20 protein-coding genes are annotated in these 21,435 nt (G+C 75.0%); 8 read left to right on the top strand and 12 right to left on the bottom strand.

Features of this window, described 5'->3' with window-relative positions:
• Positions 1–2 precede the first annotated feature (2 nt).
• The 3 genes from AB0O40_RS04365 to AB0O40_RS04355 all read right to left on the bottom strand — a co-directional run bounded on the left by AB0O40_RS04365 (position 3) and on the right by AB0O40_RS04355 (position 3,852).
• The gene (locus tag AB0O40_RS04365) at positions 3–1,259 is read right to left on the bottom strand and encodes an MFS transporter (RefSeq protein ID WP_365035481.1); all 1,257 of its coding nucleotides are present in this window, start codon (positions 1,257–1,259) and stop codon (positions 3–5) included.
• 134 nt (positions 1,260–1,393) lie between these two features.
• On the bottom strand, positions 1,394–2,803 hold the full coding sequence (locus AB0O40_RS04360) for a PLP-dependent aminotransferase family protein (RefSeq protein WP_365035480.1): 1,410 nt from the start codon (positions 2,801–2,803) through the stop codon (positions 1,394–1,396).
• Between the two features lie 68 nt (positions 2,804–2,871).
• Entirely contained in the window at positions 2,872–3,852 is a 981-nt protein-coding gene (locus AB0O40_RS04355) for an alpha/beta hydrolase-fold protein (RefSeq protein WP_365035690.1), read from the bottom strand.
• A gap of 1,155 nt (positions 3,853–5,007) precedes the next feature.
• Between AB0O40_RS04355 and AB0O40_RS04350 the strand changes: the two genes are divergently transcribed.
• The 4 genes from AB0O40_RS04350 to AB0O40_RS04335 are packed head-to-tail and all read left to right on the top strand — an operon-like array spanning position 5,008 to position 9,048.
• The gene (locus AB0O40_RS04350; protein WP_365035478.1) at positions 5,008–5,901 is read left to right on the top strand and encodes an alkaline phosphatase family protein; all 894 of its coding nucleotides are present in this window, start codon (positions 5,008–5,010) and stop codon (positions 5,899–5,901) included.
• A gap of 2 nt (positions 5,902–5,903) precedes the next feature.
• A complete protein-coding gene (locus AB0O40_RS04345) occupies positions 5,904–7,196 on the top strand; it encodes an MFS transporter (RefSeq protein ID WP_365035476.1) in 1,293 nt (430 codons plus the stop codon).
• Positions 7,193–8,224, top strand: a complete 1,032-nt coding sequence (locus AB0O40_RS04340) for a TolB-like translocation protein (RefSeq protein ID WP_365035474.1) — start codon at positions 7,193–7,195, stop codon at positions 8,222–8,224. The genes AB0O40_RS04345 and AB0O40_RS04340 overlap by 4 nt, the downstream gene beginning before the upstream one ends.
• Before the next feature lie 23 nt (positions 8,225–8,247).
• The gene (locus AB0O40_RS04335) at positions 8,248–9,048 is read left to right on the top strand and encodes an alpha/beta hydrolase (RefSeq protein ID WP_365035472.1); all 801 of its coding nucleotides are present in this window, start codon (positions 8,248–8,250) and stop codon (positions 9,046–9,048) included.
• 13 nt (positions 9,049–9,061) lie between these two features.
• On the opposite strand, the gene AB0O40_RS04330 is transcribed toward AB0O40_RS04335, so the two are convergent.
• Positions 9,062–10,468: a carboxylesterase family protein gene (locus AB0O40_RS04330; protein WP_365035688.1), complete on the bottom strand. Its 1,407-nt coding sequence runs from the start codon at positions 10,466–10,468 to the stop codon at positions 9,062–9,064.
• A 58-nt stretch (positions 10,469–10,526) separates the two neighbouring features.
• Entirely contained in the window at positions 10,527–11,648 is a 1,122-nt protein-coding gene (locus AB0O40_RS04325; protein WP_365035470.1) for an alpha/beta hydrolase-fold protein, read from the bottom strand.
• 153 nt (positions 11,649–11,801) lie between these two features.
• Between AB0O40_RS04325 and AB0O40_RS04320 the strand changes: the two genes are divergently transcribed.
• Both AB0O40_RS04320 and AB0O40_RS04315 read left to right on the top strand, forming a co-directional pair.
• A complete protein-coding gene (locus AB0O40_RS04320; protein ID WP_365035468.1) occupies positions 11,802–12,128 on the top strand; it encodes a hypothetical protein in 327 nt (108 codons plus the stop codon).
• Between the two features lie 92 nt (positions 12,129–12,220).
• Positions 12,221–12,493, top strand: coding sequence for a chaplin (locus tag AB0O40_RS04315; protein ID WP_365035466.1), 273 nt, complete (start codon positions 12,221–12,223; stop codon positions 12,491–12,493).
• A 69-nt stretch (positions 12,494–12,562) separates the two neighbouring features.
• On the opposite strand, the gene AB0O40_RS04310 is transcribed toward AB0O40_RS04315, so the two are convergent.
• From AB0O40_RS04310 to AB0O40_RS04290, 5 genes are all read right to left on the bottom strand, one after another.
• Positions 12,563–13,426, bottom strand: coding sequence for a tyrosinase family protein (locus AB0O40_RS04310; RefSeq protein WP_365035464.1), 864 nt, complete (start codon positions 13,424–13,426; stop codon positions 12,563–12,565).
• A 39-nt stretch (positions 13,427–13,465) separates the two neighbouring features.
• Positions 13,466–13,912, bottom strand: a complete 447-nt coding sequence (locus AB0O40_RS04305; protein WP_365035463.1) for a tyrosinase family oxidase copper chaperone — start codon at positions 13,910–13,912, stop codon at positions 13,466–13,468.
• A gap of 142 nt (positions 13,913–14,054) precedes the next feature.
• Positions 14,055–15,167 carry an acyl-CoA dehydrogenase family protein gene (locus AB0O40_RS04300; protein WP_365035461.1) on the bottom strand — a complete coding sequence of 371 codons (1,113 nt, stop codon included), beginning with the start codon at positions 15,165–15,167 and terminating at the stop codon, positions 14,055–14,057.
• On the bottom strand, positions 15,164–16,348 hold the full coding sequence (locus AB0O40_RS04295; protein ID WP_365035459.1) for an acyl-CoA dehydrogenase family protein: 1,185 nt from the start codon (positions 16,346–16,348) through the stop codon (positions 15,164–15,166). Before AB0O40_RS04295 ends, AB0O40_RS04300 begins: the two co-directional genes overlap by 4 nt.
• Entirely contained in the window at positions 16,345–17,313 is a 969-nt protein-coding gene (locus tag AB0O40_RS04290) for an NADPH:quinone oxidoreductase family protein (RefSeq protein ID WP_365035457.1), read from the bottom strand. Before AB0O40_RS04290 ends, AB0O40_RS04295 begins: the two co-directional genes overlap by 4 nt.
• Positions 17,314–17,661: 348 nt before the next feature.
• Here AB0O40_RS04290 and AB0O40_RS04285 point away from each other — a divergent pair, with 348 nt between their 5' ends.
• Positions 17,662–18,627, top strand: a complete 966-nt coding sequence (locus AB0O40_RS04285) for an SDR family oxidoreductase (protein WP_365035455.1) — start codon at positions 17,662–17,664, stop codon at positions 18,625–18,627.
• 15 nt (positions 18,628–18,642) lie between these two features.
• On the opposite strand, the gene AB0O40_RS04280 is transcribed toward AB0O40_RS04285, so the two are convergent.
• Together AB0O40_RS04280 and AB0O40_RS04275 are read right to left on the bottom strand one after the other, a co-directional pair.
• The gene (locus tag AB0O40_RS04280) at positions 18,643–19,476 is read right to left on the bottom strand and encodes an enoyl-CoA hydratase/isomerase family protein (RefSeq protein ID WP_365035453.1); all 834 of its coding nucleotides are present in this window, start codon (positions 19,474–19,476) and stop codon (positions 18,643–18,645) included.
• Positions 19,477–19,555: 79 nt separating this feature from the next.
• The gene (locus AB0O40_RS04275; protein ID WP_365035451.1) at positions 19,556–20,287 is read right to left on the bottom strand and encodes a PIG-L family deacetylase; all 732 of its coding nucleotides are present in this window, start codon (positions 20,285–20,287) and stop codon (positions 19,556–19,558) included.
• Between the two features lie 80 nt (positions 20,288–20,367).
• Here AB0O40_RS04275 and AB0O40_RS04270 point away from each other — a divergent pair, with 80 nt between their 5' ends.
• Positions 20,368–21,183 carry an MBL fold metallo-hydrolase gene (locus tag AB0O40_RS04270; RefSeq protein ID WP_365035449.1) on the top strand — a complete coding sequence of 272 codons (816 nt, stop codon included), beginning with the start codon at positions 20,368–20,370 and terminating at the stop codon, positions 21,181–21,183.
• The last annotated feature ends 252 nt before the right edge of the window (positions 21,184–21,435 follow it).

Genomic DNA, 21,435 nt, shown 5'->3' with positions numbered 1-21,435 from the left:
CCTCAGGCCGCCGCCGGCACCGGTTCGGGGACATCCGCCGCGACGGTCGCCGGGACCGCTGCCGGACGGGTGCGGGCGGCCCAGCGGGCGACCGGGCCGACCGCCCAGGAGGCGGCCGCGAAGACCGCGCCCAGCAGGATCCAGCCCGGGATCCCCCACACGATCAGCAGCGAGGTCAGCAGCAGCGGCCCCAGGGTGCGGGCCACCGCCAGGCCGGTGCCGAAGAACCCCTGGTACTGGCCCATCCGGTCGGCCGGCGCCAAGTCGAAGCTGAGCTGCCAGGACCCGGCCGAGTGCCGCATCTCGCCGATCACGTGCAGCACCGCCCCGGCCACCAGCACGGCCCCGGCGACGGGGCCCGGCAGCGCCGCGGCCGTGGCGGCGTACACCAGGCAGGCCGCCAGCATGATCCAGCCGGAGCTGCGCACCGCCCGGACCGCGCTGTCCGGACCGGTGACCGCGCGGGCCGTGCGCACCTGGAAGAGCGTCACCGCCACGGTGTTGAGCACGAACAGCCCCGAGACCAGCCAGCCGGGCGCGTCGGTGCGCCGGACGATCCACAGCGGCAGCGCCAGGCTCAGCAGCGGCATCCGCAGCAGCAGGACGGCGTTGAGCAGGGTCAGCACGGCGTACGGCCGGTCGCGCAGCAACCCGGCCCGCAGGACCGGCGCACCGGCGGCCCGGACGGCGGCCGGTGCCGGGAGCCGGAGCAGCAGGCCCGCGCAGAGCAGGAAGGCCGCCGCGTCGAAGGCGAACACCGCCAGGTACGCCCCACGGGTGCCCGCCTGCAGGGCCAGCCCGCCGAGCGCCGCACCCACCGCCAGCCCGCCGTTGGCGGTGGCCTGCAGCCGGGCCAGTACACCGGTCCGCTCGGCCGGGTCCACCAGCGCGGCCAGCAGCGCCTGCCGGGCCGCGGCCAGGCCGCACTGGGCCGTCGCGTACGCCACCGCGGACAGCACGAACGCCGGGTAGGAGCGGGCGAAGAGGAAGGCCCCGACGGCCGCGGCGGTGGCCAGGGCGAGCAGCACCGCGGTACCGCGCGGCCCGCGCCGGTCGGCGAGGGCCCCCAGCGGCACCCCGGCCAGCGAGCCGACGGCCCACGCGAGGGTGAGGCCGAGGCCGATCTGCGCGGGTGAGAGGCCGACGACCGCGGTGAAGTAGAGCGCGGAGGTGACGTAGTACGCGCCGTCGCCGACGGAGCTGCCGAGCTGGGCGGCGACCAGCAGCCGGGCGGGGCCGGGGGCGGGCAGGATCCTCATCGCGGGCCTCTTCCGGTGGCGGGGTGCGCGGACCGGTCGGGCGGGTCGTTCCCGGCCGGTAGGACGACCCTATGCACCGGATGGCCCAGCCCCCAGGTCCATTCGAGGACCGTGGCAGTGGGCCACTTGCGGGCTCAGCGGGGCCTGGACAGCAGCCCGGTCAGGGCGTCCAGCGCCGCCGGGTAGTCGCGCTCGCGCGGGGTGCCGTAGCCGACCACCAGCCCCTGGGGCCGGTCGCCGGGCACGTGCCAGTGGTCCCCGAGCCAGCCCAGCGCCAGTCCGGCCGCGGCGGCCCGGCCGCGCAGCTCCGCCTCGTCGGGGCCGTCCCCGGGGAGTTCCACCAGGGCGTGCAGCCCGGCGGCGATGCCCTGGACGCGGCCGGCCGGGGCATCGCCGCCGGCCGGGGCGAGCCGGTCCACCAGCAGGTCCCGGCGGCGCCGGTAGCGCATCCGGACCGCCCGGACGTGCCGGTCGTAGCCGTGCCCCGCGATCAGCTCGGCGAGGGCCAGCTGGCCCAGGGTCTCGGTGTGGTGGTCGCTGTGCAGCTTGAGGTCCACCACCGGGTCGACCAGGTGCTCCGGCAGCACCATCCAGGCCAGCCGGAGGGCCGGGGCCAGGGACTTGGAGACCGTGCCCAGGTAGGCGACCTGGCCGGGGGCGGTGCCCTGGAGGGCGCCGATGGGCTGCCGGTCGTAGCGGAACTCGCCGTCGTAGTCGTCCTCGACGACCAGCGCCCCGCACGCGCGGGCCCACCCGACCAGCTCCCGGCGCCGGACCGGGTGCAGGGGCACCCCCGTCGGGTACTGGTGGGCGGGGGTGACCACCACCGCGTCCACCGGGCCGGCCAGCGCCGCCACCCGCGCGCCCCGGTCGTCCACCGGCAGCGGCACGACCGACAGGCCCCCGCGCCGGACCACCTCGCGGTGGAAGCCCAGCCCCGGGTCCTCCAGCGCGGCGGTGCGCCCGCCGGCGGCGGCCAGCACCCGGGTGAGCAGCGCCAGGGCCTGGACGTAGCCGGAGACGACGACGATCTGCCCGGGCCGGGCCAGCACGCCCCGGGTGCGGCCCAGGTACTCGGCGAGCGCGGTGCGCAGCTCGATCCGGCCGCGCGGGTCGCCGTAGCCGTACGTGTCGGCGGTGGCGGTGGCCAGCGCCCGCCGGACCGCGCGCAGCCAGGCGGCCACCGGGAAGGTGGCCGTGTCCGGGCTGCCCGGGCGCAGGTCCAGGGCGGGCGCGGCGGGCGCCTCGCCGGTGGCGGCGGGACCGGCCGGCGGCTCGGCCAGCGGGGTGACCACGGTCCCGGCGCCCTGCCGGGCGGTCAGGTAGCCCTCGGCGGTGAGCTGGTCGTAGGCCGCCTGGACGGTGCCCCGGGACAGACCGAGCTCGGCGGCGAGCCGGCGGGTGGCGGGCAGCCGCGCCTGCGGTTGCAGCCGGCCGGAGCGGATCGCGTCGCGCAGGCCGTGCTCGAGGGCCGCCCGGCGACCGCCCGCGGCGTCGAGGTCGACGTGCAGGTCGACTCCGGCGACCGACCAGGAACCAGTCATGACACCGGATCCTATGGTCGAACGCCCGTTCCCGACCGCCGCCGGGCCGACCCGGCGCCGGCCGGCCGCTACTCCACCGGGCCCGACATGTGCTCGCTGATGAACTGGATCGGGCCCATGCCCATGTTGGGAACGTAGGTGACGGCGTTGTGGTGGCCGCCCTGGATGATCCGCAGGCTGGTGTGGATCGGGCCCTTGCCGTAGGTGGCGATGAACTTCTGCACGTCGGGCAGGGTCTTGGCGTTGCTCTCGGCGGTGCCGACCTGGAAGGCGAGGTAGACGTCCGGGCCCTTGCGGTCGATCAGCCGCTGCGCGAGGACCTGCGGGTTGTTCTCCTGCTTCTCCTTGTCGTGGCCCTTCCACAGGCGGGAGTCGGGGACGATGTCCGGGCCGGAGGCGATCACGGCCTTGAACTTGTCCGGCTTCTGCAGCACGGCCTTGAGGCCGTTGAAGCCGCCGGTGGAGGAGCCCATGAAGGCCCAGCCGTCCCGGGACTTGATGGTCCGGAAGTTCTCCTTCATCAGCTCCGGGACGTCCTCGGTGAGCCAGGTGCCCATCTTGGGCTGGCCGGGGATGTCGCTGCCGTCCCAGTAGAGGCCGCCGTCGTCCGGCTGCGGGTTCTGCACCGGCATGGCCAGCAGGAAGGGCTTGCTCTTGCCCTCGCGGTACCACTCGCTGATGCTCGACTGGAGCTTGAGGTCGGAGCCCATCCAGTAGTTCATGGGGTAGCCCGGGCCGCCGGGCAGGGCGATCAGCACCGGGAAGCCGCTCTTGGCGAACTTGGGGTCCGAGTACTCCTTGGGGGCCCAGACCCAGACCTGGCCCTTGAAGCCGGACTTCTTGCCCTCGTAGGTGACCACGCCGATCTTGGTGCCGTCGCTGAGGGTGTTGGCGTTCTTGAAGGCGGCGGCCGGCCCGGTGGGCATCAGGGCCTTGGAACCGGGCGCGGGCTTGGGCCGGTCCCCGCCCGCACCGTCCCCGGCCGGCGGCTGGCCGAAGGAGACCGGCTCGCCCTTGTCCGTGAACGGCGGTATCTCGTAGTGGCTCATCACCTGCCAGGTGGCGACGCCGAGCACGGCGAGGACGGTGGCGCCGATGATCCAGCGGCGCGCCCCCGAGCGGCGCCGGCCGCCGTGGCCGTCGCCCCCGTCGCGGCCTCCGTCACGGCCGCCGTCGCGGCCCCCGTCCCGGTCCTGGTCGTGGTGCGCGGCGGCCGGCGCCGGGGCGGCGCTCCGGTCGGCGCGCTCCGGCTCCTCCCACGGCTGCCGGTACAGGTCCTCCGGGCGGCGCAGCTGCTGGGTCGGCTCGGCGCCCGGCGCGTACTGCTGGTGTGCGGCCTGCTGCTGGGGGTGCCCCGGGTAGCCGGCCCCCTGGTCCCACGGGTTCTGGGGGTACTGCTGCCCCCGGGCGTACGGCCCGCCCTGCGGGTACGCCCGGCCCTGCGCCTGCGGGTAGCCCTGGGGGTGGGCCTGCGGGTGGGCCTGGCCCTGCGGGTGGCCCATGCCCTGCGGGTGCGGCCGGGCGCCCGGCTGCTGCGGGGCCCGGGGGTCCCACTGGCCGTAGCCCTGCGGGTTCCCCTGGGCGTGATCCTGGCCGTAGCCCTGGCCCTGCGGGTACGCCTGGCCCTGACCGTATGGCCGGCCGTACGCCTGGCCCTGGCCGTACGGCTGCCCCTGGGCCGGGCCCTGGCCCGGTGCCCCGCCGTACGCCGGGTCCTGGGGGTGCCCCTGGCCCTGGTCGTACCCCTGGCCCGGCTGCGGCGTCCCCCACGACACCCGGTCCGGTCCCTGCGGGCGCCCCTGGGCCCGGGGGTCCCGGTCGTCCTGGGGACCCCACGGGTCACGGGGGGTGTTCGGCCCGTTGGGTGCGTTGGTCATCGCATGCTCCGGCTGGTGCTGCCCCGCGGGGCGGACTGTCATTCCGCCCTGAGGATGACGATCCGGCATGGATCGTTGCCCGTTTTGCCATTCCTTGACCTTTCGGTGACGTAGAGATTGCCCCGATTTCCGACAGCCACCGCTAAGGCCCTGGTCAGTGCACGGGCGAGTCAGTACCTTGCGCTCGGCACCCGCACACCCCCCGTCCGAACCCGCACACCCAGCGTTCTCCTGATCTTCACCCGCGGCGCGCTGCCCCGGACCCCCGCCCCTCCTACCTTGGCTGCGCGCCGCCAACCCCCTCACTCCTCTACCGGAGGTCATGCCGTGTTCGGCATATCGCTCTCCCGGCCCCGCCGCAGTCTCACCGCCCTCGCCTCCGCCCTCGGCATCAGTGCCGCCGCGGCCGGACTCTGGACCGGCCTGGGTGCCTCGCAGCCCGCGCACGCCGCGGCCCTGCCCTCGCCCGACCACGTCGTCGTGGTGGTCTTCGAGAACCACGCCTACAACCAGGTGATCGGCAGCTCCAGCGCGCCGTACATCAACTCGCTCAAGGCGGGGGGCGCGAACCTCACCAAGTCCTTCGGCGTCACCCACCCGAGCCAGCCGAACTACCTGCAGCTCTTCTCGGGCAGCAACCAGGGCGTCACGGACGACAGCTGCTACACCCCGGGCTTCAGCTCCGCGCCGAACCTGGCCTCCGAGCTGATCGCCGCGGGCAAGAGCTGGGGCAGCTACAACGAGACCCTGCCCAGCCAGGGCTCGACCACCTGCAGCAGCGGCAAGTACGCCCGCAAGCACAACCCGTGGTTCGCCTTCAGCAACGTGCCGACCTCCTCGGCGAAGACGATGACGCAGTTCCCCACCGACTTCACCACGCTGCCGAAGGTCTCCTTCGTCGTGCCGAACCTGTGCAGCGACATGCACGACTGCTCGGTCGGCACCGGTGACACCTGGCTGAAGAACAACCTCAAGGCCTACGCGGACTGGGCCAAGACCCACAACAGCCTGCTGGTCGTCACCTTCGACGAGGACAACCGACTGGCCGGGAACAACATCCCGACCGTCTTCTACGGCCAGCCGGTGACCCCCGGCGCCACCAGCTCGACCACGTACAACCACTACAGCCTGCTGCGCACCCTCGAAGGCCTCGCGGGCCTGACCACGCACGCCGGCAACGCGGCCACCGCCACCGACATCACGGGCATCTGGGCCAGCTGACCATGTACGTTGCGGACAGCCGCGGCACGCCCGCGCCGACCGTGACGGCCGAACCGGCCGCCGCCCGGGGCACCCGCCCCGGGCGGCGCGCCGCCGCCGTCGCCCCCACGGTCCTCGCGCTCGGCACGGTCTCCCTGATCACCGACGTCTCCTCGGAGATGGTGACGGCCGTCCTGCCGCTCTACCTCGTGGCCGGACTCGGCCTCTCCCCGCTCGGCTTCGGCCTGCTCGACGGCGTGTACAACGGCGTCAGCGCCCTGGTCCGGCTCACCGGCGGCCACCTCGCCGACCGCTCCGGCCGGCACAAGACCGTCGCCGGCCTCGGCTACGGCCTCTCGGCCCTGGTCAAGCCGCTGCTGCTGATCGCGCACACGCTGCCGGCGATCGGCGCGCTGCTGGCCCTGGACCGGACCGGCAAGGGGCTGCGCACCGCCCCCCGCGACGCGCTGATCTCACTGGCCGCCGAGCCCGAGGAGCGCGGCCGGGCCTTCGGCGTGCACCGGGCCATGGACACCGCGGGCGCCATGATCGGCCCACTGGTGGCCTTCCTGATCCTGCGGCAGGCCGCCGAGGGGTACGACGCGGTCTTCGCGGTCAGCTCCTGCGTGGCCGCCCTCGGCGTGGTCGTGCTGGTCCTGTTCGTCCCCGGCCGGGCCGCCCGGCCGGACCCCGCCCCGGGTGCCGGACGGGTCTCGCTGCGCGCCTCGCTCGGCCTGCTGCGCCGCCCGGAACTGCGCCGGATCACGCTCTGCGCGCTCTTCCTCGGGCTCACCACGGTCAGCGACGCCTTCGTCTTCCTGCTGCTCCAGCACCGCACCGGGCTCGCCGACCGGTGGTTCGCGCTGCTGCCGCTGGGCACCGCCGCCGCCTTCTTCCTGCTGGCCCTGCCGCTGGGGCGGCTGGCCGACCGGATCGGCCGCTGGCGGGTCTTCCTCGGCGGCCACCTGCTGCTGCTCCTGGCGTACGGCCTGCTGCTGACGTCCTGGCACGGGCCCTGGCTGCCGTACGCCGTGCTGCTGCTGCACGGCACCTTCTACGCGGCCACCGACGGCGTGCTGATGGCCGCCGCGGCCGGGGTGGTGCCCGAGGAGCTGCGGGCCGGCGGCATGGCGCTGGTGCAGACCGGCCAGGCCCTGGCCAGGTTCGTCTGCTCGATCGCCTTCGGCGCCGCCTGGACGGCCTGGGGGGAGCGGCCCGCGCTCATCACCGCCACGGCCGGACTGGCCCTGTGCGCCCTGCTCGCCGCCCGTCTGGGTCCCGGCGACTCCCCCGCTCCCCGAAAGGCCCCCGCATGACCCACCGCAACCGGCTGCTCGTCCTGCTGGCCGCCGTCCTCGCCCTGGGCTGCGTGGCCGGCGCGGCGGTGTGGCGGGCCTCGGACCGGGCGGCCGCCAAGGACCGGGTCCAGGCCGGCGGGCCCGCGGTCCGGCCGGGCGAGGTGACCCTGTCGCCCGGGGCCGGCCCGCAGCGGCGCATCGTGTTCCGGAACATGGCCTGGGGGCCGCACCGGGACCAGCTCGCCAGCGTGCCGGCCGGCGCGCCGGGGGGCGCCCGGACCGCCTCGGACGTCCGCTGCCTGCGCTTCTACGCGGCCGCCGGCACGGGCGTGTGCCTGCAGTCGGTCAAGGGCGGGGTCCAGGAGAGCTACCGGGCCGTGGTGCTGGACGCGCAGCTCAAGGAGCGTTCTCGCCACCCGCTGGCCGGCATCCCCACCCGCGCCCGGGTCTCCCCCAGCGGCCGGTTCGTCGCCTGGACGGTCTTCGTCGGCGGCGACTCGTACGCCGGGACGAACTTCTCGACCCGGGCCTCGGTCCTCGACACCCGGACCGGGAAGCTGGTGCCCACCCTCGAGGAGTTCACCATCAAGAAGGACGGCCGCGACTACCGGTCGGCGGACGCGAACTTCTGGGGCGTCACCTTCAGCCGGGACGACCGGCACTTCTACGCGACCCTGGGCACCAAGGGGAAGACCTACCTGGTCCGCGGCGACCTGGCCGAGCGGACCGTCACCACGCTGCGCGAGAACGTGGAATGCCCCTCGCTCTCCCCCGACGAGACCCGCATCGCCTTCAAGAAGCGGGTGCCCGGGCTGTCGGCGGACGCGCCCTGGCGGCTGTACGTGCTGGATCTGGCCGACCTCTCCGACCGGCCGACGGCGGAGCAGCGCAACATCGACGACCAGGCCGTCTGGTCCGACGACCACACCCTGGCGTACGCCCTCCCCGGGGACTTCGGCGCGGACCTGTACCAGGTACCGTCCGACGGCTCGGGCCGCCCGACCCGGCTGATGGACTCGGCCCTGGCCCCGTCCTGGATCGGCTGACCGCGCCCCCATAGTGTGATCGCATGAAGATCACGACCGAGGACGGCGTCACCCTCTCCCACGCCGAGACGGGACCCGCCGACGGCCCGCCCGTCCTGCTGGTGCACGGGCACCCCTTCGACCGGAGCCTGTGGGCCCCGCAGGCCGAGGCGCTGGCGGCGGCCGGCTACCGGGTCATCACACCGGACCTGCGCGGCTACGGCGAGAGCGAGGTGGTCCCGGGAACCACCCCCTTCCACGTCTTCGCCGGGGACCTGGCGGCCCTGCTCGACGCCCTGGACGTACCGGCCGCCGTGGTGGGCGGGGTGTCCATGGGCGGGCAGCTGACCATGGAGTTCCAGCGGCTGTACCCGGAGCGGGTGCGCGCCCTGGTGCTCGCCGACACCTCCCCGGCGGCCGAGACGCCGGAGGGCAAGGCCTTCCGGGCCGCGCTGGCCGACCGGCTGGTGGCCGAGGGCATGGCCGGGTACGCGGCGGAGGTCATCGACAAGATGATCGCCCCGTACAACGTCACCGCGATGCCGGAGACCGCCGCGCACGTGTTGCGGATGATGCACGGCACCGCCCCGGAGGGCGCCGCGGCCGCCCTGCGCGGCCGGGCCGAGCGCCCCGACTACCGCGCCACCCTGGCCGCGGTCACCGTCCCGGTGCTGATCGCGGTCGGCGCCGACGACGTCTTCACCCCGGTCGCCGAGGCCGAGGGCCTGAAGTCCCTGATGCCGCACGCCGTCCTGGCCGTCATCGAGGGCGCCGGCCACCTCCCCGCCCTGGAACAGCCCGCCGCCTTCAACGCGGTCCTGCTGGACTTCCTGGACAGGCTCTGAGGCGGTACCCGCGTCAGGCCGGGTACGTGAAGGTGTGCGCGGCCGGAGCGCGGTGCCAGGGGGTCCAGCCCGGCTCGCCCGTGGTGGCGTAGGCGACCCAGGCCGTGTGCATGGCGTCGGCCAGGGGTTGGGGTGCGCCGGGGCCGCTGAGTGAATCGGCGGTGGGCATCCCGAGGGTGTCGAAGACGAAGCCCAGCTCCAGGGCGTGGCAGGCGCCCAGGCCCGGGATCCCGGAGGGCCAGCCGAAGGAGTAGACGTGGGCGGGCGCGGTGCGCGCGGGGGCGGCGGCCAGCCGGCGCAGCGGGTCCCGCAGCAGGTGGTCGGTGAGCAGCCGGCCCACCACCTCGCCGGCGCCCGTACCGGGGCTGGCGGCCGCCCGGGCGCGGACCGCGGCCAGCGGGGTACGGGCCCGGGCGGCGCCGAGGGCGAGGGTGAGCGGGCCCAGCCGGTCCAGGTGGCCGAGCAGCCCGGTGGGGGCGAGCCAGAGCCGGTACTCCTCGGTGGTCCAGCCCAGCAGCAGCGGGACGTCCGCCGCGGCCCGGCCGGACACCAGGCGCTCCAGCGGGTCGCCCGGGACGGTGTGGCCGTCCTCGACGATGCCGAAGGCGGGCCCGCCGATCAGCGGGCTGGAGCGGCGCAGCACGGCCGCCTGGGCCTCGATCAGCCGGGCGACCGGCTGCCGGGCGAAGGCCGCCGCGGTCGCCGGGACCTTCAGCCGGGCGGCCATCCTGCGCGTGATCGCCCGCACCTTGTCGCGGGGCGTGGCCTCGGGGGCGCCGCTCTGCAGCACCGCCTGCCGGAACAGGCCCCGGGCGGGCGGGGCGGCGAGCAGCGCGCCGATGCTGATGGCGCCCGCGGACTCGCCGAAGACGGTGACCCGGTCCGGGTCGCCGCCGAAGCGCTCGATGTTCTCGCGGACCCATTCCAGGGCGGCGATCTGGTCCAGCAGCCCGCGGTTGGGCACCGCGTCGGGGAAGAGGCCGTAGCCGGCCGCGCCCAGCCGGTAGTTGAGCGAGACCAGCACCACGCCGTCCCGGGCGAAGGCCGAGCCGTCGTACACCGGGACCGCCGAGGAGCCCCGGGTCAGGGCGCCGCCGTGGATCCACACCATGACGGGCAGCCGGGCGCCGGGGGCCGGGTCGGGGGTCCACACGTTGAGGTTCAGGCAGCCGTCGCCCGGCACCACCGGGTCGGGCAGCAGGGTGGCGAAGGGCTCCTCGTAGGGCGCCTTGGGGGCGGTGGGCCCGAAGGCCGTGGCCTCGCGCACCCCGTCCCAGGGTGCGGCCGGCGCCGGGGCGGCGAAGAGCAGGTCCCCGACGGGCGGGGCGGCGTACGGGATGCCCCGGAAGGCGGCCACGCCGTCCCGGGTCGTGCCGCGGACCGTGCCCTGGCGGGTCCGCACCTCCACTGCCGTCACCACGTCCACCGCGCCGCTCCGTCCGCCGTCCGGCGGCCATCCTCTCAGGACGCGGCGGGGGTCAGGACGCGGGGCGCTGGAGTTCCCGGTCGAGCCAGAGGATGACCTCGGGGTACTCCTCGCGCCAGGTCTGGAAGTTGTGGCCGCCCTCCTCACGTATGAGTTGGGCGACCCGGGTGGGGGCCTTGGCCGCGGCGGCGAAGTCGAGGGTCGGCTTGTAGTTCGCCTCGCCCTGCTTGCTGGAGCTGAGCAGCAGGGAGACCGGCGGGGCGGGACGGTTCTTCAGGCGCCAGATCAGGTCGGACTCGCGGCGCAGCTTGGCACTGCGGTCGTACAGGTCGCCGGTGTCGCGGTCCTGGCGGGCGAAGTAGTCGGCGGACAGGCCGGCGGCCGCGCCGTAGCGGGCCGGGTTGGTCATGGCGAACTTGAGCGCGCAGTAGCCGCCGGTGGAGTTGCCCACCGCGCCCCAGCTGCCGGGCGCGTCGGTGGTGCGGTAGCGGGCGGCGACGGCCAGCGGGAGGTCCTGGTTGAAGAAGGTCAGGGCCTGCGGGCCGCCGGGCACGTCGGTGCAGTTGGTGTCGCGGCCCGGCACCAGGGAGGGGCGGACCAGCACGTAGATGGTGGGGCGGATCTTCTTGGCCATGACGGCGGCGGAGACCGACTGGGGGACCTTGAGCTGGGTGATCAGGTTCTTCGAGATGCCGGGCTGGCCGGTGACCGCGACGACCACGGGGAACTTCTCCTGCTCGTGGCCCCGCTGGTAGTACTGCGGGGGCAGGTAGACGTACCCGGACATGGTCAGGCCGGTCAGCGGGCCGCGGATGTCGACCCGCTCGACCTGTCCGGCGACCTCCTTGGTGCCCTTGAGGCCGATGGACTCGACGCCCTTGACGGTCAGGGCCGGCGGCCGCTTCCCGTCGCCGGTGGCCTCGTTGAGCGACTGCTGGCTGGAGGCACGGCCGAACAGCTCGGCCCAGGAGGAGTAGAAGCCGAAGGTGCGGTTGGCCCCCACCAGCAGGACGGACAACAGCGCGAACTGCGCGACGAGCAGCAGGCCGATGCGGGCGCTCCAGCCGGCGATCCCGCCCCGGGCGGCCCGCGGCCACAGCCACAGGACGAGCCCGCTCACCACGAGGACGCCCAGGGCGAGCGCCCAGAGCAGGCTGGAGGATGTCAGTGCCACGTTCGTCGTCTCTCTCACGTTTGTCCGGGGTGTTTCCCCGGTGAAGAGGGAGAAATGCGGTAGAGGGTTGCCCCTACGGGTGACATGGCGTGACCGGGTCCCCCCGGGGTGGTTGAGCCGGGGACAGGTTCCCACCGACAGCGCGAGGCATTCATGCGTATCAACGGCACCCTCCGGGCCGCGGCAGCGCCGGTCCTTCTCCTGGCCGCCGCGGCGGCCGGGGCGGGCTCGGCCCAGGCGGCCGGCCCGGAGTTCCAGTACCTGGGCACGGACGACCAGGTCCACGTCCTGCGCGCGCCGGCCGGCTGCAAGGACGTGTCGGGGGCCGGCGGCGGCGGGGTGGTGAACAAGACGCGCGGGACGGCGGTGCTCTACTCCGGCGCCGGGTGCACCGGCACCGCGCTCGCCGCCGTACCGGCCGGGAAGAGCGCCCCGACCTCGCGCGGCTTCGGCTCGGTGCGGTTCGGCGTCACCGGGTAGGCGCATTGCCCGTGACCCCAGGACGGCAGCGGCGTTGTATGCCATGTCACTGCCGTAGATCTTGCGGCGCTTTCAATCTCAAGGAGATCTCGATGTCGCGTATCGCGAAGGCGGCGGCCATCACCGCTGCTGCCGGTTCCGTTCTGGCCGCCGGCGCGGGCATGGCCGCCGCCGATGCCGGAGCGCACGGCGCCGCGGTCGGTTCCCCCGGTGTGCTGTCCGGCAACGTCGTCCAGGTGCCGGTCCACGTGCCGGTCAACGTCTGCGGCAACTCCGTGAACGTGATCGGGCTCCTGAACCCGGCCTTCGGCAACACCTGCATCAACGAGTCCGGCTCGCACACCCAGGGTGGCTACGGCGAGTAACCGCCGAGCACCCGGAAGGCCCCCCACCGCTGGCGGTGGGGGGCCTTCCGCCGTCCGGGGCGGGCCGGGTCATTCGTAGCGGTAGACGCCCTGGTGCCCGAGGAGCTCGTGGGGCGTCTGGTCCCAGGGCGGCATGGCCTCGTCGAGGCTGATGACCCGGCCGCGCTGGCGGTCGGCGATGCCCAGCGGGCCGGCCGGCAGGTAGCCGGAGTCCGGGTGCCGGGCCTGCCAGCGGTCCCAGACCAGGTCGACGAAGGAGTGGTGCAGCCAGAAGGCGGGGTCGTTGGGGGAGGTGGCACCGGTCATGTGGCCGCCGATCCACTGGTGCACCTTGTTGTGGTTGCGCCAGCGCTCGCTGCGGGGCGCGGCCCAGCCCTCCAGCTTGTTGCGGAAACCCCCGCCGCTCGCCGTGGAGTCCCAGGGCGAGGCGTCGTAGACCGGGTCCTCGACGGCCCACTGGAGTTCGGCGGCGGTGGGCAGCGCGATGGGCCGGTCGGGCCGGCCCAGGTTGCGGGTGAGGTAGTGGCCGTCGGTGACGCCGACCCGGATGGGCCAGTTGCCCCGCTCGTAGGCGAAGGCGCCGGTCATGACCTGCCGGTCGCCCGCCCGGCCGGTGCCGCCGAGGAAGTCCTCGCCCCACAGGGCGGCGGCCGGGGTGTTGTCGGTGGTCCAGTCCCAATAGGGCACGGACAGGCTGGAGTCCAGCGCCCGCAGGGCGTTCTCGAACTCCAGCAGGTAGCGCCGGTGCCAGGGGAAGAACGACGGGGTCATGTGGCCGACCCGCAGGCCGTCGTCGTCGTCCGGGACGAAGTACCGCTGATGGGTGCGCACCAGGTCGTCGTAGGTGCCGTTGCGCTTCAGCTCGAGCACGGCGGCGACGAAGGCCTGCTTCTGCGCGCGGGTGAGGTGCTTGTGGTTCCGGCGGGTGTACACGGGGTTCGGGCCCTTTCAGCCTGGGGCGGGTGGGCGCGGTCAGGCACCGTGGTGGGCGGGGTGGAGCGCGAGCGCGGCGGTGCCGAGCTCGTCGACGGCGGCGCGCGCCAGCTCCAGCGGGGTCGCGAAGGACTCGTAGTGGTTGACCGCGCTGAGCCAGCTGCCGTCGGCCCGCCGCATGACGGGCAGCGGCCGCCCGTCGATGCGTACGTCCACCTGGGCGCGGGCGCCGGGGACCGCGGCGGGACGGCCGGTGGCCGCGATGTGCCGGCCGCGGTACGTCTCCTCGAAGAGCGGTACGGGCGGCTCGTCGACGGTGCGCCAGCTGGTGCGGGCGACCCTGACCAGAGGGGTCAGGGCCGCCGCGGTGGCGGCCAGTGCGCCCGCCGCGAAGGCGGTCCGCAGCACCAGCCGGCGCCCGACCGCGAGCACCCCCGCGGCGCCGGCCGGCCCCGCCGTCCCGATGTTTCCGCTGGTGGCGCTCATGCGTGCTCCTCGCGTGCCTCGGATCCGTCAACCGACTCCGACGGTCTAACGCTCGGCCGCGGACGAGGTCACCGGACCGGCGGGGCGGGGGTGAACGGCCCACGAACCGGCCCCCGCCCCACGTACGCACCCCCGCCCCTCCTCAAGCCCCCGGCAACCCCGCCAACTCCCCGACCACCGAAAGGTGGTACCCCGCCGTCCCCAGTGCCAGGGAATCGGCCTTGGCCCGCTTCAGGTACAGGTGTGCCGGGTGTTCCCAGGTCATCCCGATGCCGCCGTGCAGCTGGACGCACTCCTCGGCCGCCCGGACGGCCGCGCCCGAGCAGTAGGCCTGGGCCAGCGAGACGGCCAGCGGTGCCTCCGGGTCGCCGGTGGCGAGGGCGTCGGCGGCGGCCCGGGCCGCCGACCGGGCGTGCGCCAGCTCCAGCCAGAGCTGTGCCAGCCGGTGCTTGAGCGCCTGGAAGGAGCCGACCGGCCGGTTGAACTGGTGCCGCTCGCGCAGGTACCGGACGGTCTCGGTCAGGCACCACTCGGCCAGCCCGAGCTGTTCGGAGGCGAGCAGGCCGGCGCCCGTCAGCAGGGCCCGGCGCCGGGCGCGCTCCGCGGTGGCGGGGTCCGCGAGGAGTTCCCCGCGCGCGCCGTCGAGGGTGACGGTGGCGATCGGCCGGGTCAGGTCCAGCGGGCTCTGCGGGGTGATGCCCGCATCGTCCGCGCGGACGGCGAACAGCCCGGTGTCGGCCGGGACCAGCAGGACGTCGGCGCCGACCGCGTCGGCCACCGCGGTGACCGTACCGCTGAGCACGCCCCCGCCGGCGTCCCGTACGGTGCCGGGCGCTGCGGCGCCGGGGGCCGCGGTGAGCGGCCAGGCGGGCACCACCACCGAGGTACCGCCGGCCAGACCCGCCAACAGGGCACCCACCATGGGGAGTTCGGTGTCGCAGCCGAGCAGCGTCTCGGCGGCGAGCACGGCCGTGGTCAGGAAGGGCAGTTGGACCACGGCCCGGCCCAGCTCCTCCAGGACCACGGCGGCCTCGCGGGGCCCGGCACCCTGGCCGCCCAGCTTCTCGGGCACCAGCAGACCGGCGGCGCCGATCCCCGCGCCGAGTGCCCGCCAGAGCTCCGGATCGTGCGGCCGGCCGGCCTCGGCACGCTCCAGCACCGCCGCGTGCGGGGCCCGGTCGACCAGCAGGGACCGTACGGCCGACCGGAGTTCGTCCTCGGTCTCGGAGTACAGGAGGTCGGGCGGTGGGGTCATCGGGCCAGGTCCTTCCAGGCGAGGTCCTTGTCGTCGCGCGGCTCGGGCGGCAGGCCGAGCACCCGCTCGGCGACGATGTTGAGGAGGATCTCGCTGGTGCCCCCCTCGATCGAGTTGCCCTTGGCGCGCAGGTAGCGGTAGCCGGCGTCACGGCCGGTGAAGTCGACCAGTTCGGGGCGGCTCATGGTCCAGTCGCCGTACGACAGGCCCTCCTCGCCCAGGAGTTCGACCTCCAGGCCGCTGATCTCCTGGTTGAGCCGGGCCAGCGTCAGCTTCAGGCCGGAGCCCTCCGGGCCGGGGGCGCCGGCGGCGAGCTGCTGGCGCAGCCGTTCGCCGGTCAGCCGGGCCACCTCGGCCTCCACCCAGAGTTCCAGCAGGCGTTGGTGGAGGGCGGGGGTGCGCAGCTCGGGGCGTTCCCGCCAGAGCGCGGCCACCGGGGCGATCATGCCGCCCTCACGGGGCAGCCGCATGCCGCCGATGGCCACCCGTTCGTTCATCAGCGTGGTGCGGGCAACCTCCCAGCCCTGGCCGACGGCGCCGAGCCGGTGGGCGTCGGGGATGCGCACGTCGGTCAGGAAGACCTCGTTGAACTCCGCCTCGCCGGTGACCTGGCGCAGCGGGCGCACCTCCACGCCCGGGTCGGTCATGTCGCACAGGAAGTAGGTGATGCCCCGGTGCTTGGGCTGGTCCGGGTCGGTCCGGGCGATGAGGATGGCCCAGCGCGCCAGGTGGGCGCTGGAGGTCCACACCTTCTGGCCGTTGACCAGCCAGTCGCCGTGGGCGTCGGGGACCGCGCGGGTACCGAGGGCGGCCAGGTCGGAGCCGGCGCCCGGCTCGCTGAAGAGCTGGCACCAGACCTCCTCGCCGGTCCACAGCGGGCGCAGGAAGCGCCGCTTCTGCTCCTCGGTGCCGTAGGCGAGGATGGTCGGGGCGGCCATGCCCAGGCCGATGCCGATCCGGCGGGGGTCGTTGTCCGGCGCGCCGGCCGCGGCGAGGGCCGCGTCCACCACGGGCTGCAGGGCCCGGGGGGCGCCGAGACCGCCCAGTCCCGGCGGGTAGTGGACCCAGGCGAGTCCGGCGTCGAAACGGGCCCGCAGGAAATCGAGCGGGGCGGTGTCCGCGGGCGGGTGGGCGGCCAGCAACTCCGCTACCCGGCGCTGGAGTTCTTCGGTGGTGGTCATCGGTCCGCGCCCCCGGGGAGGACGGCCACCCGGCCGGTGCTGCGGCCGTCCCCGACCCGCTGGACGGCCTCGGCCGCGCCCTCGAGCGGGTGCCGTTCGCTGACCAGCGGCTTGACGGCACCGGTGGCGGCGAGCCGGGTCAGCTCGTCGTGGCAGGCGAGGACCGCGGCCGGGTCCTTGGCCTTGTACAGGCCCCAGTGGAGGCCGACCACGGAGTAGTTCTTGACCAGGGCGTGGTTGAGCGCGGGCGCCGGGACGGTGCCGCTCGCGAAGCCCACGACCAGGATCCGGCCCTCGAAGGCCACGCACTTGGCGGACTGGGCGTACGCCTCCCCGCCGACCGGGTCGTAGACCACGTCGGCGCCGCGCCCGCCGGTGAACTCCTTGACCCGGGCCACGACGTCCTCGGCGTGCCGGTCGACCACCAGGTCGCAGCCCAGCTCCTCGGCGGTCCGGGCCTTCTCCTTGCCACCGGTCACGCCGATGACGGTGGCGCCGGCCGCCTTGCCGAGCTGCACGGCCGCACTGCCCACCCCGCCGGCCGCGGCGTGCACCAGCAGGGTCTCGCCCGGCTGGAGGGCGGCCCGGCGGTGCAGACCGAACCATCCGGTCTGGTAGCCGATGTGCAGGGCGGCCGCCTCGGCGTCGTCGAGGGAGTCGGGGGCGGCCAGCAGGGCGGCCGCATCGGCGGTGACGTACTCGGCGAAACCGCCGTGCGGGAGGCTCGGGGTGGCGATGACCCGACGGCCGTCGTCGGTGAGGGCGCAGACCTCCACACCGGGGGTGAAGGGCAGCGGGGGCCGGATCTGGTACTGGCCGCGACAGAGCAGCACGTCCGGGAAGTTCACGTTGGCCGCCAGCACCCGCAGCCGCACCTCCCCCGCCGCGGGCTCCGGCTCAGGAACCTCCTCGAGCCGCATGACCTCGCTCGGCTCGCCGTGGGTGTGTACTCGCCATGCCTTCATCCGGGGCCTCCAGCCGCCGTCTACGGACCACGCTCGCCCCGCATACTAAGCGGTCGCTTGCCTCCGCGAAAGGCTCCCCGCCCGGGCGGTCGTGGTGTGCGGGGGAGGCGCTTGACGGGGGTGGCAGGCTGGTCCGGAGGCAGGCCTGGGCCTGGGATGGCCCGGAGGGCCACGGCGAAGCCGCGAAGCCCACGGGGTGGGCCTGCCGCAGGGCCTGACAGCCGCCCCCGTCAAGCGGCGCGGGGACCCACACATCCCGACCGCCCGGGCCCCTGCACCCCCACCCCGTACACCCCCACCCCGTCACACCTCTGGCGATCCACGCGCCGCCGCGCTATCGATGCCGCCATGGATCCCACCTCGTACACCTCCTCGCCACCCCCACCCCCCGGCCTCCCCGCCCCGCCCCCACTGGGCGCCACCGCCCTCCCACCCGGTACGTACGAGGGCCAGGTGGTGCTGGTCACCGGCGGCGGGTCGGGGCTGGGCAAGGCGATCGCCGCCGAGTTCGTCCGGCTGGGCGCGGACGTGCTGATCGCGAGCCGTCGGGCCGAGCAACTGAAGGCCGCGGTCGAGGAGTTGACGGCGATCGGCGGCGGCCGGGCGGCCGCCGCGGTCTGCGACATCCGGGAGCCGGAGCGGATCGCCGAGGTCTTCGACGCGGCCGAGGCCGCCTTCGGGCTGCCGGACGTCCTGGTCAACAACGCGGCGGCCAACTTCCCGGTGCCCGCGGAGGACATGTCCCCGCGGGCCTGGCGCACGGTGGTGGACATCACCCTGACCGGCACCTGGTTCGTCACCCGCGAGTTCGGCCGCCGACACCTGACCGCCGGCACCCCCGGCTCGATCGTGAACATCGGCGCCTCGTACGCCTGGACGGGCGGACCGGGCTTCGCGCACAGCGCGGCCGCGAAGGCCGGGGTCAAGAGCCTGGTGGAGACCCTGGCCGTGGAGTGGGGGCCCTACGGCATCCAGGTGAACGGCCTGGTCCCGGGGCTGGTGCCGCACCCGGACATGACCGCGGACATCCGGGGCGGCCTGGCCGCGGCCGGGGCGGCGGGACCAGACGGACCGGCGGGACCCGTGGGCGACCCCCGGGACGGCCGGCAGCCGGCCCTGCGGGTGGGCCTGCCCCGGGAGCTGGGCTGGGCGGCGACCTTCCTGGCCTCGCCGTACGCCCGGTTCATCACCGGACACACGCTGGTGGTGGACGGCGCGAACTGGCAGCGGCGGTCCCTGGTGAACCCGGAGGTGGTACCCGTCCGCGAGCAGCTGGGCCGGGGCCCCTTCGACCCGAACGCCACCCGCCGGTGACGGCCCGGCCCCCGGTCACCGCCCGTGGAACTCCGGAGGCCGGCGGGCCGCCTTGGCGGCGTAGCCCTCCCGGCAGTCCTCGGAGGTGAGGGTGAGGGCGGCGGTCATCGCGGTGCGCTCCAGTGCGGCCGCGAGCCGGTCGTCGGCGAAGGAGTCCACCGAGCGCTTGATGCCCTGCACGGCCAGCGGCGCGTTGGCCGCGATCTCCGCCGCCAGGGCCCGGGCCTGTGTCTCCAACTCCGCGACCGGTACGACCAGTTGCACCAGGTTCAGCCGTTCGGCGGTGGCCGCGTCGATGCGCCGGCCGGTCAGGGCGAGGTACTTGGCCCAGCCCGCCCCGGCCTCCCGGGCGATCCGCAGGTCTCCCCCGGCGTCCACCGCCACGCCCAACCGCGCCTCGGGCAGGGCGAAGACCGCGTCCTCGGCCGCCACCCGCAGGTCGGCCATCAGGGCCAGTTCGAAGCCGAAGCCCAGGCAGTAGCCCTGCACGGCGGCGACCACCGGCTGCGGCAGCTTCGCCAGCACGGCGAACCGCTCGTGCACCCAGCGGATGCCCTCGTAGTAGTTGCGGGTCCGCTCCGCGGGGGCGGCTCCGGTGATGGCCCCGCCCGGCGCGGTGACGTCGATGCCCGCGCAGAAGGCCCGGCCCTCGGCCCGCAGCAGCACCGCGCGCACCGAGTCGTCGAAGCGGATCCGGTCGGCCAGCAGGCCCAGTTGGCGGGTGGACTCCCAGCTCCAGCCGTTGAGCTTGTCGGGGCGGCACAGGGTGAGCACCGCCAGTCCGTCCGCGACCTCGAGGCGGATCCGCTCCTCGCCCTCGGCGATCTCCGTGCCGATGGTGTCGATCACCCGGGCACCCCTTCCCCGTACCGGAGCACGTTCCTGACGGTGCGTCAGGGTAGGGGGAAGGGGGTGCGGAGTGAAGGGATCAGCGGGGGAAGATCTCGAAGGCGACCGCGGGCGTGCCGCCGAACCGCTCGCCCGTGGCCTGGGCGTTGCCGGTCAGGAAGCTCCGGCAGTACGTCTCCGGGTGCTCGTCGGTCAGTGCCTCGATGTACGCGCGGTGCTCCATCAGGGAGGCGACGGACCGCTCCAGGCCGGCGGTGGCGTCGGCCGCGTGGGTGGGCGAGGAGGAGCCCGCCACCGCCACCCAGCGCACGCCGTTCCACGGCTGGAGGCCCTGCTCGGTCAGCTCGGGGAAGATCCAGCGGTTGCCCGCGTCCGCCGCGGCGTCCAGGGTGGCCCGGCCGACGGCCCGGTGGTCGGGGGTGTTCCAGGCCACCCCGCCCCAGGTGTCCCGGTGGTTGAGGGTCAGCACCAGCTCGGGGCGGTGCCGGCGGATGGCGGCGGCGATGTCCCGGCGCAGGCCGAGGCCGTACTCGATGGTGCCGTCGCGGTAGTCCAGGAACTCGACGTTCTGCACGCCGACCACGGCCGCGCTGGCCCGCTGCTCGGCCTCCCGCAGCGGGCCGCAGGTGGCCGGGTCGAGGGTGTCGATGCCGGCCTCACCGCGCGTGGCCAGCAGGTAGGTCACCTCCCGGCCGCCGTCGGTCCAGTCGGCGATCGCGGCGGCGCAGCCGTACTCCAGGTCGTCGGGGTGGGCGACGACGGCGAGCGCGCGCGTCCAGTCGGTGGGCATGGGCTTCAGCTGCTCGGTCATGATCAGCACAATAGGCGACCCGGACGCTCTCGTCCGGGTACGGGGCGTCCGGTCGAGGCCGGGCCGAAACGGGGGTTTCGATGAGTGCTTCGAAGAGCGGTGCGCCGCGGGTGGTGGCGCTGGCGGACGCGGCGGGGAGTTTCTTCGCCCCGGCCGCGCAGGTGTTCCCGGAGGCCACCACGGCCGACTGGGAGCTGGCCCGGCGGGCCGACCCGGGGGCCTTCGGGCCGGACGGGACCTGGCTGTTGGAGTTCCGGGCCTTCGCGGTGGTCCGGCCCGGCGGGCGGGTGACGCTGGTGGACGCCGGGGTCGGCCCGGCCGACGCACCGGCCGCGGACTGGGCGCCGGTCCCCGGGCGGCTGCCCGAACTGCTGACCGCGGCCGGGATCGCGGTGACGGACGTGGACACGGTCGTCCTCACCCATCTCCACGGCGACCACATCGGCTGGGCGGTGGGCCCCGACGAGGCGCCCTTCTTCCCCGAGGCGCAGTACCTCCTCCAGCGGGCGGAGACCGCCCCCCTGGAGGCCGGCGCCCCGGCCCTGGAGCGGGTGGTGGCGCCGCTGCGCCGAGCCGGCGCGCTCCGGGAACTGGACGGCGAGCACCGGATCAACTCGCAGCTCACGCTGTTCCCCACCCCGGGCCACACCCCCGGGCACATGTCCGTACTGGTGGAGGGCGGGGAGCGGGATGTGTTCCTGACCGGGGACGCGCTGGTGCACGCCGTCCAGTGGGTCAGCCCGGGCGTCCCGTACGCCCTGGAGGTGGACCCGGCACTGGCCCGGACCTCACGCGAGCAGCTGCTGGCCCGGGCCCGGCAGCGCGGCGCCCTCCTGGGCACCCCGCACCTGACGTCCCCGTTCATCGAGGCCGCGGCCCCCGGCACCGCGGGCTGAGCGGGCGTCGGCTACGGACTCGCGACCGTACCTTCAGGGCCGCGGCAGCCGCTGGCTCGCGACCGTACGTCCCGTTGCCGGGATGTGTGGGGAGCGCCGCTTGACGGGGGTGGCAGGCTGGACCGGAGGCAGGCCCGGGCCTGGGATGCCCGAAGGGCACGGCGAAGCCGCGAAGTCCCAGGGGTGGGCCTGCCGCAGGGCCTGCAGGCCGCCCCCGTCAAGCGACGCGGGGACCCACACATCCCGACCGCC

The sequence above is a fragment of the Streptomyces sp. NPDC089919 genome, assembly GCF_040684615.1.
Classification (GTDB): Bacteria; Actinomycetota; Actinomycetes; order Streptomycetales; family Streptomycetaceae; genus Streptomyces.
This window is presented reverse-complemented; position numbering and strand designations above follow the sequence as displayed.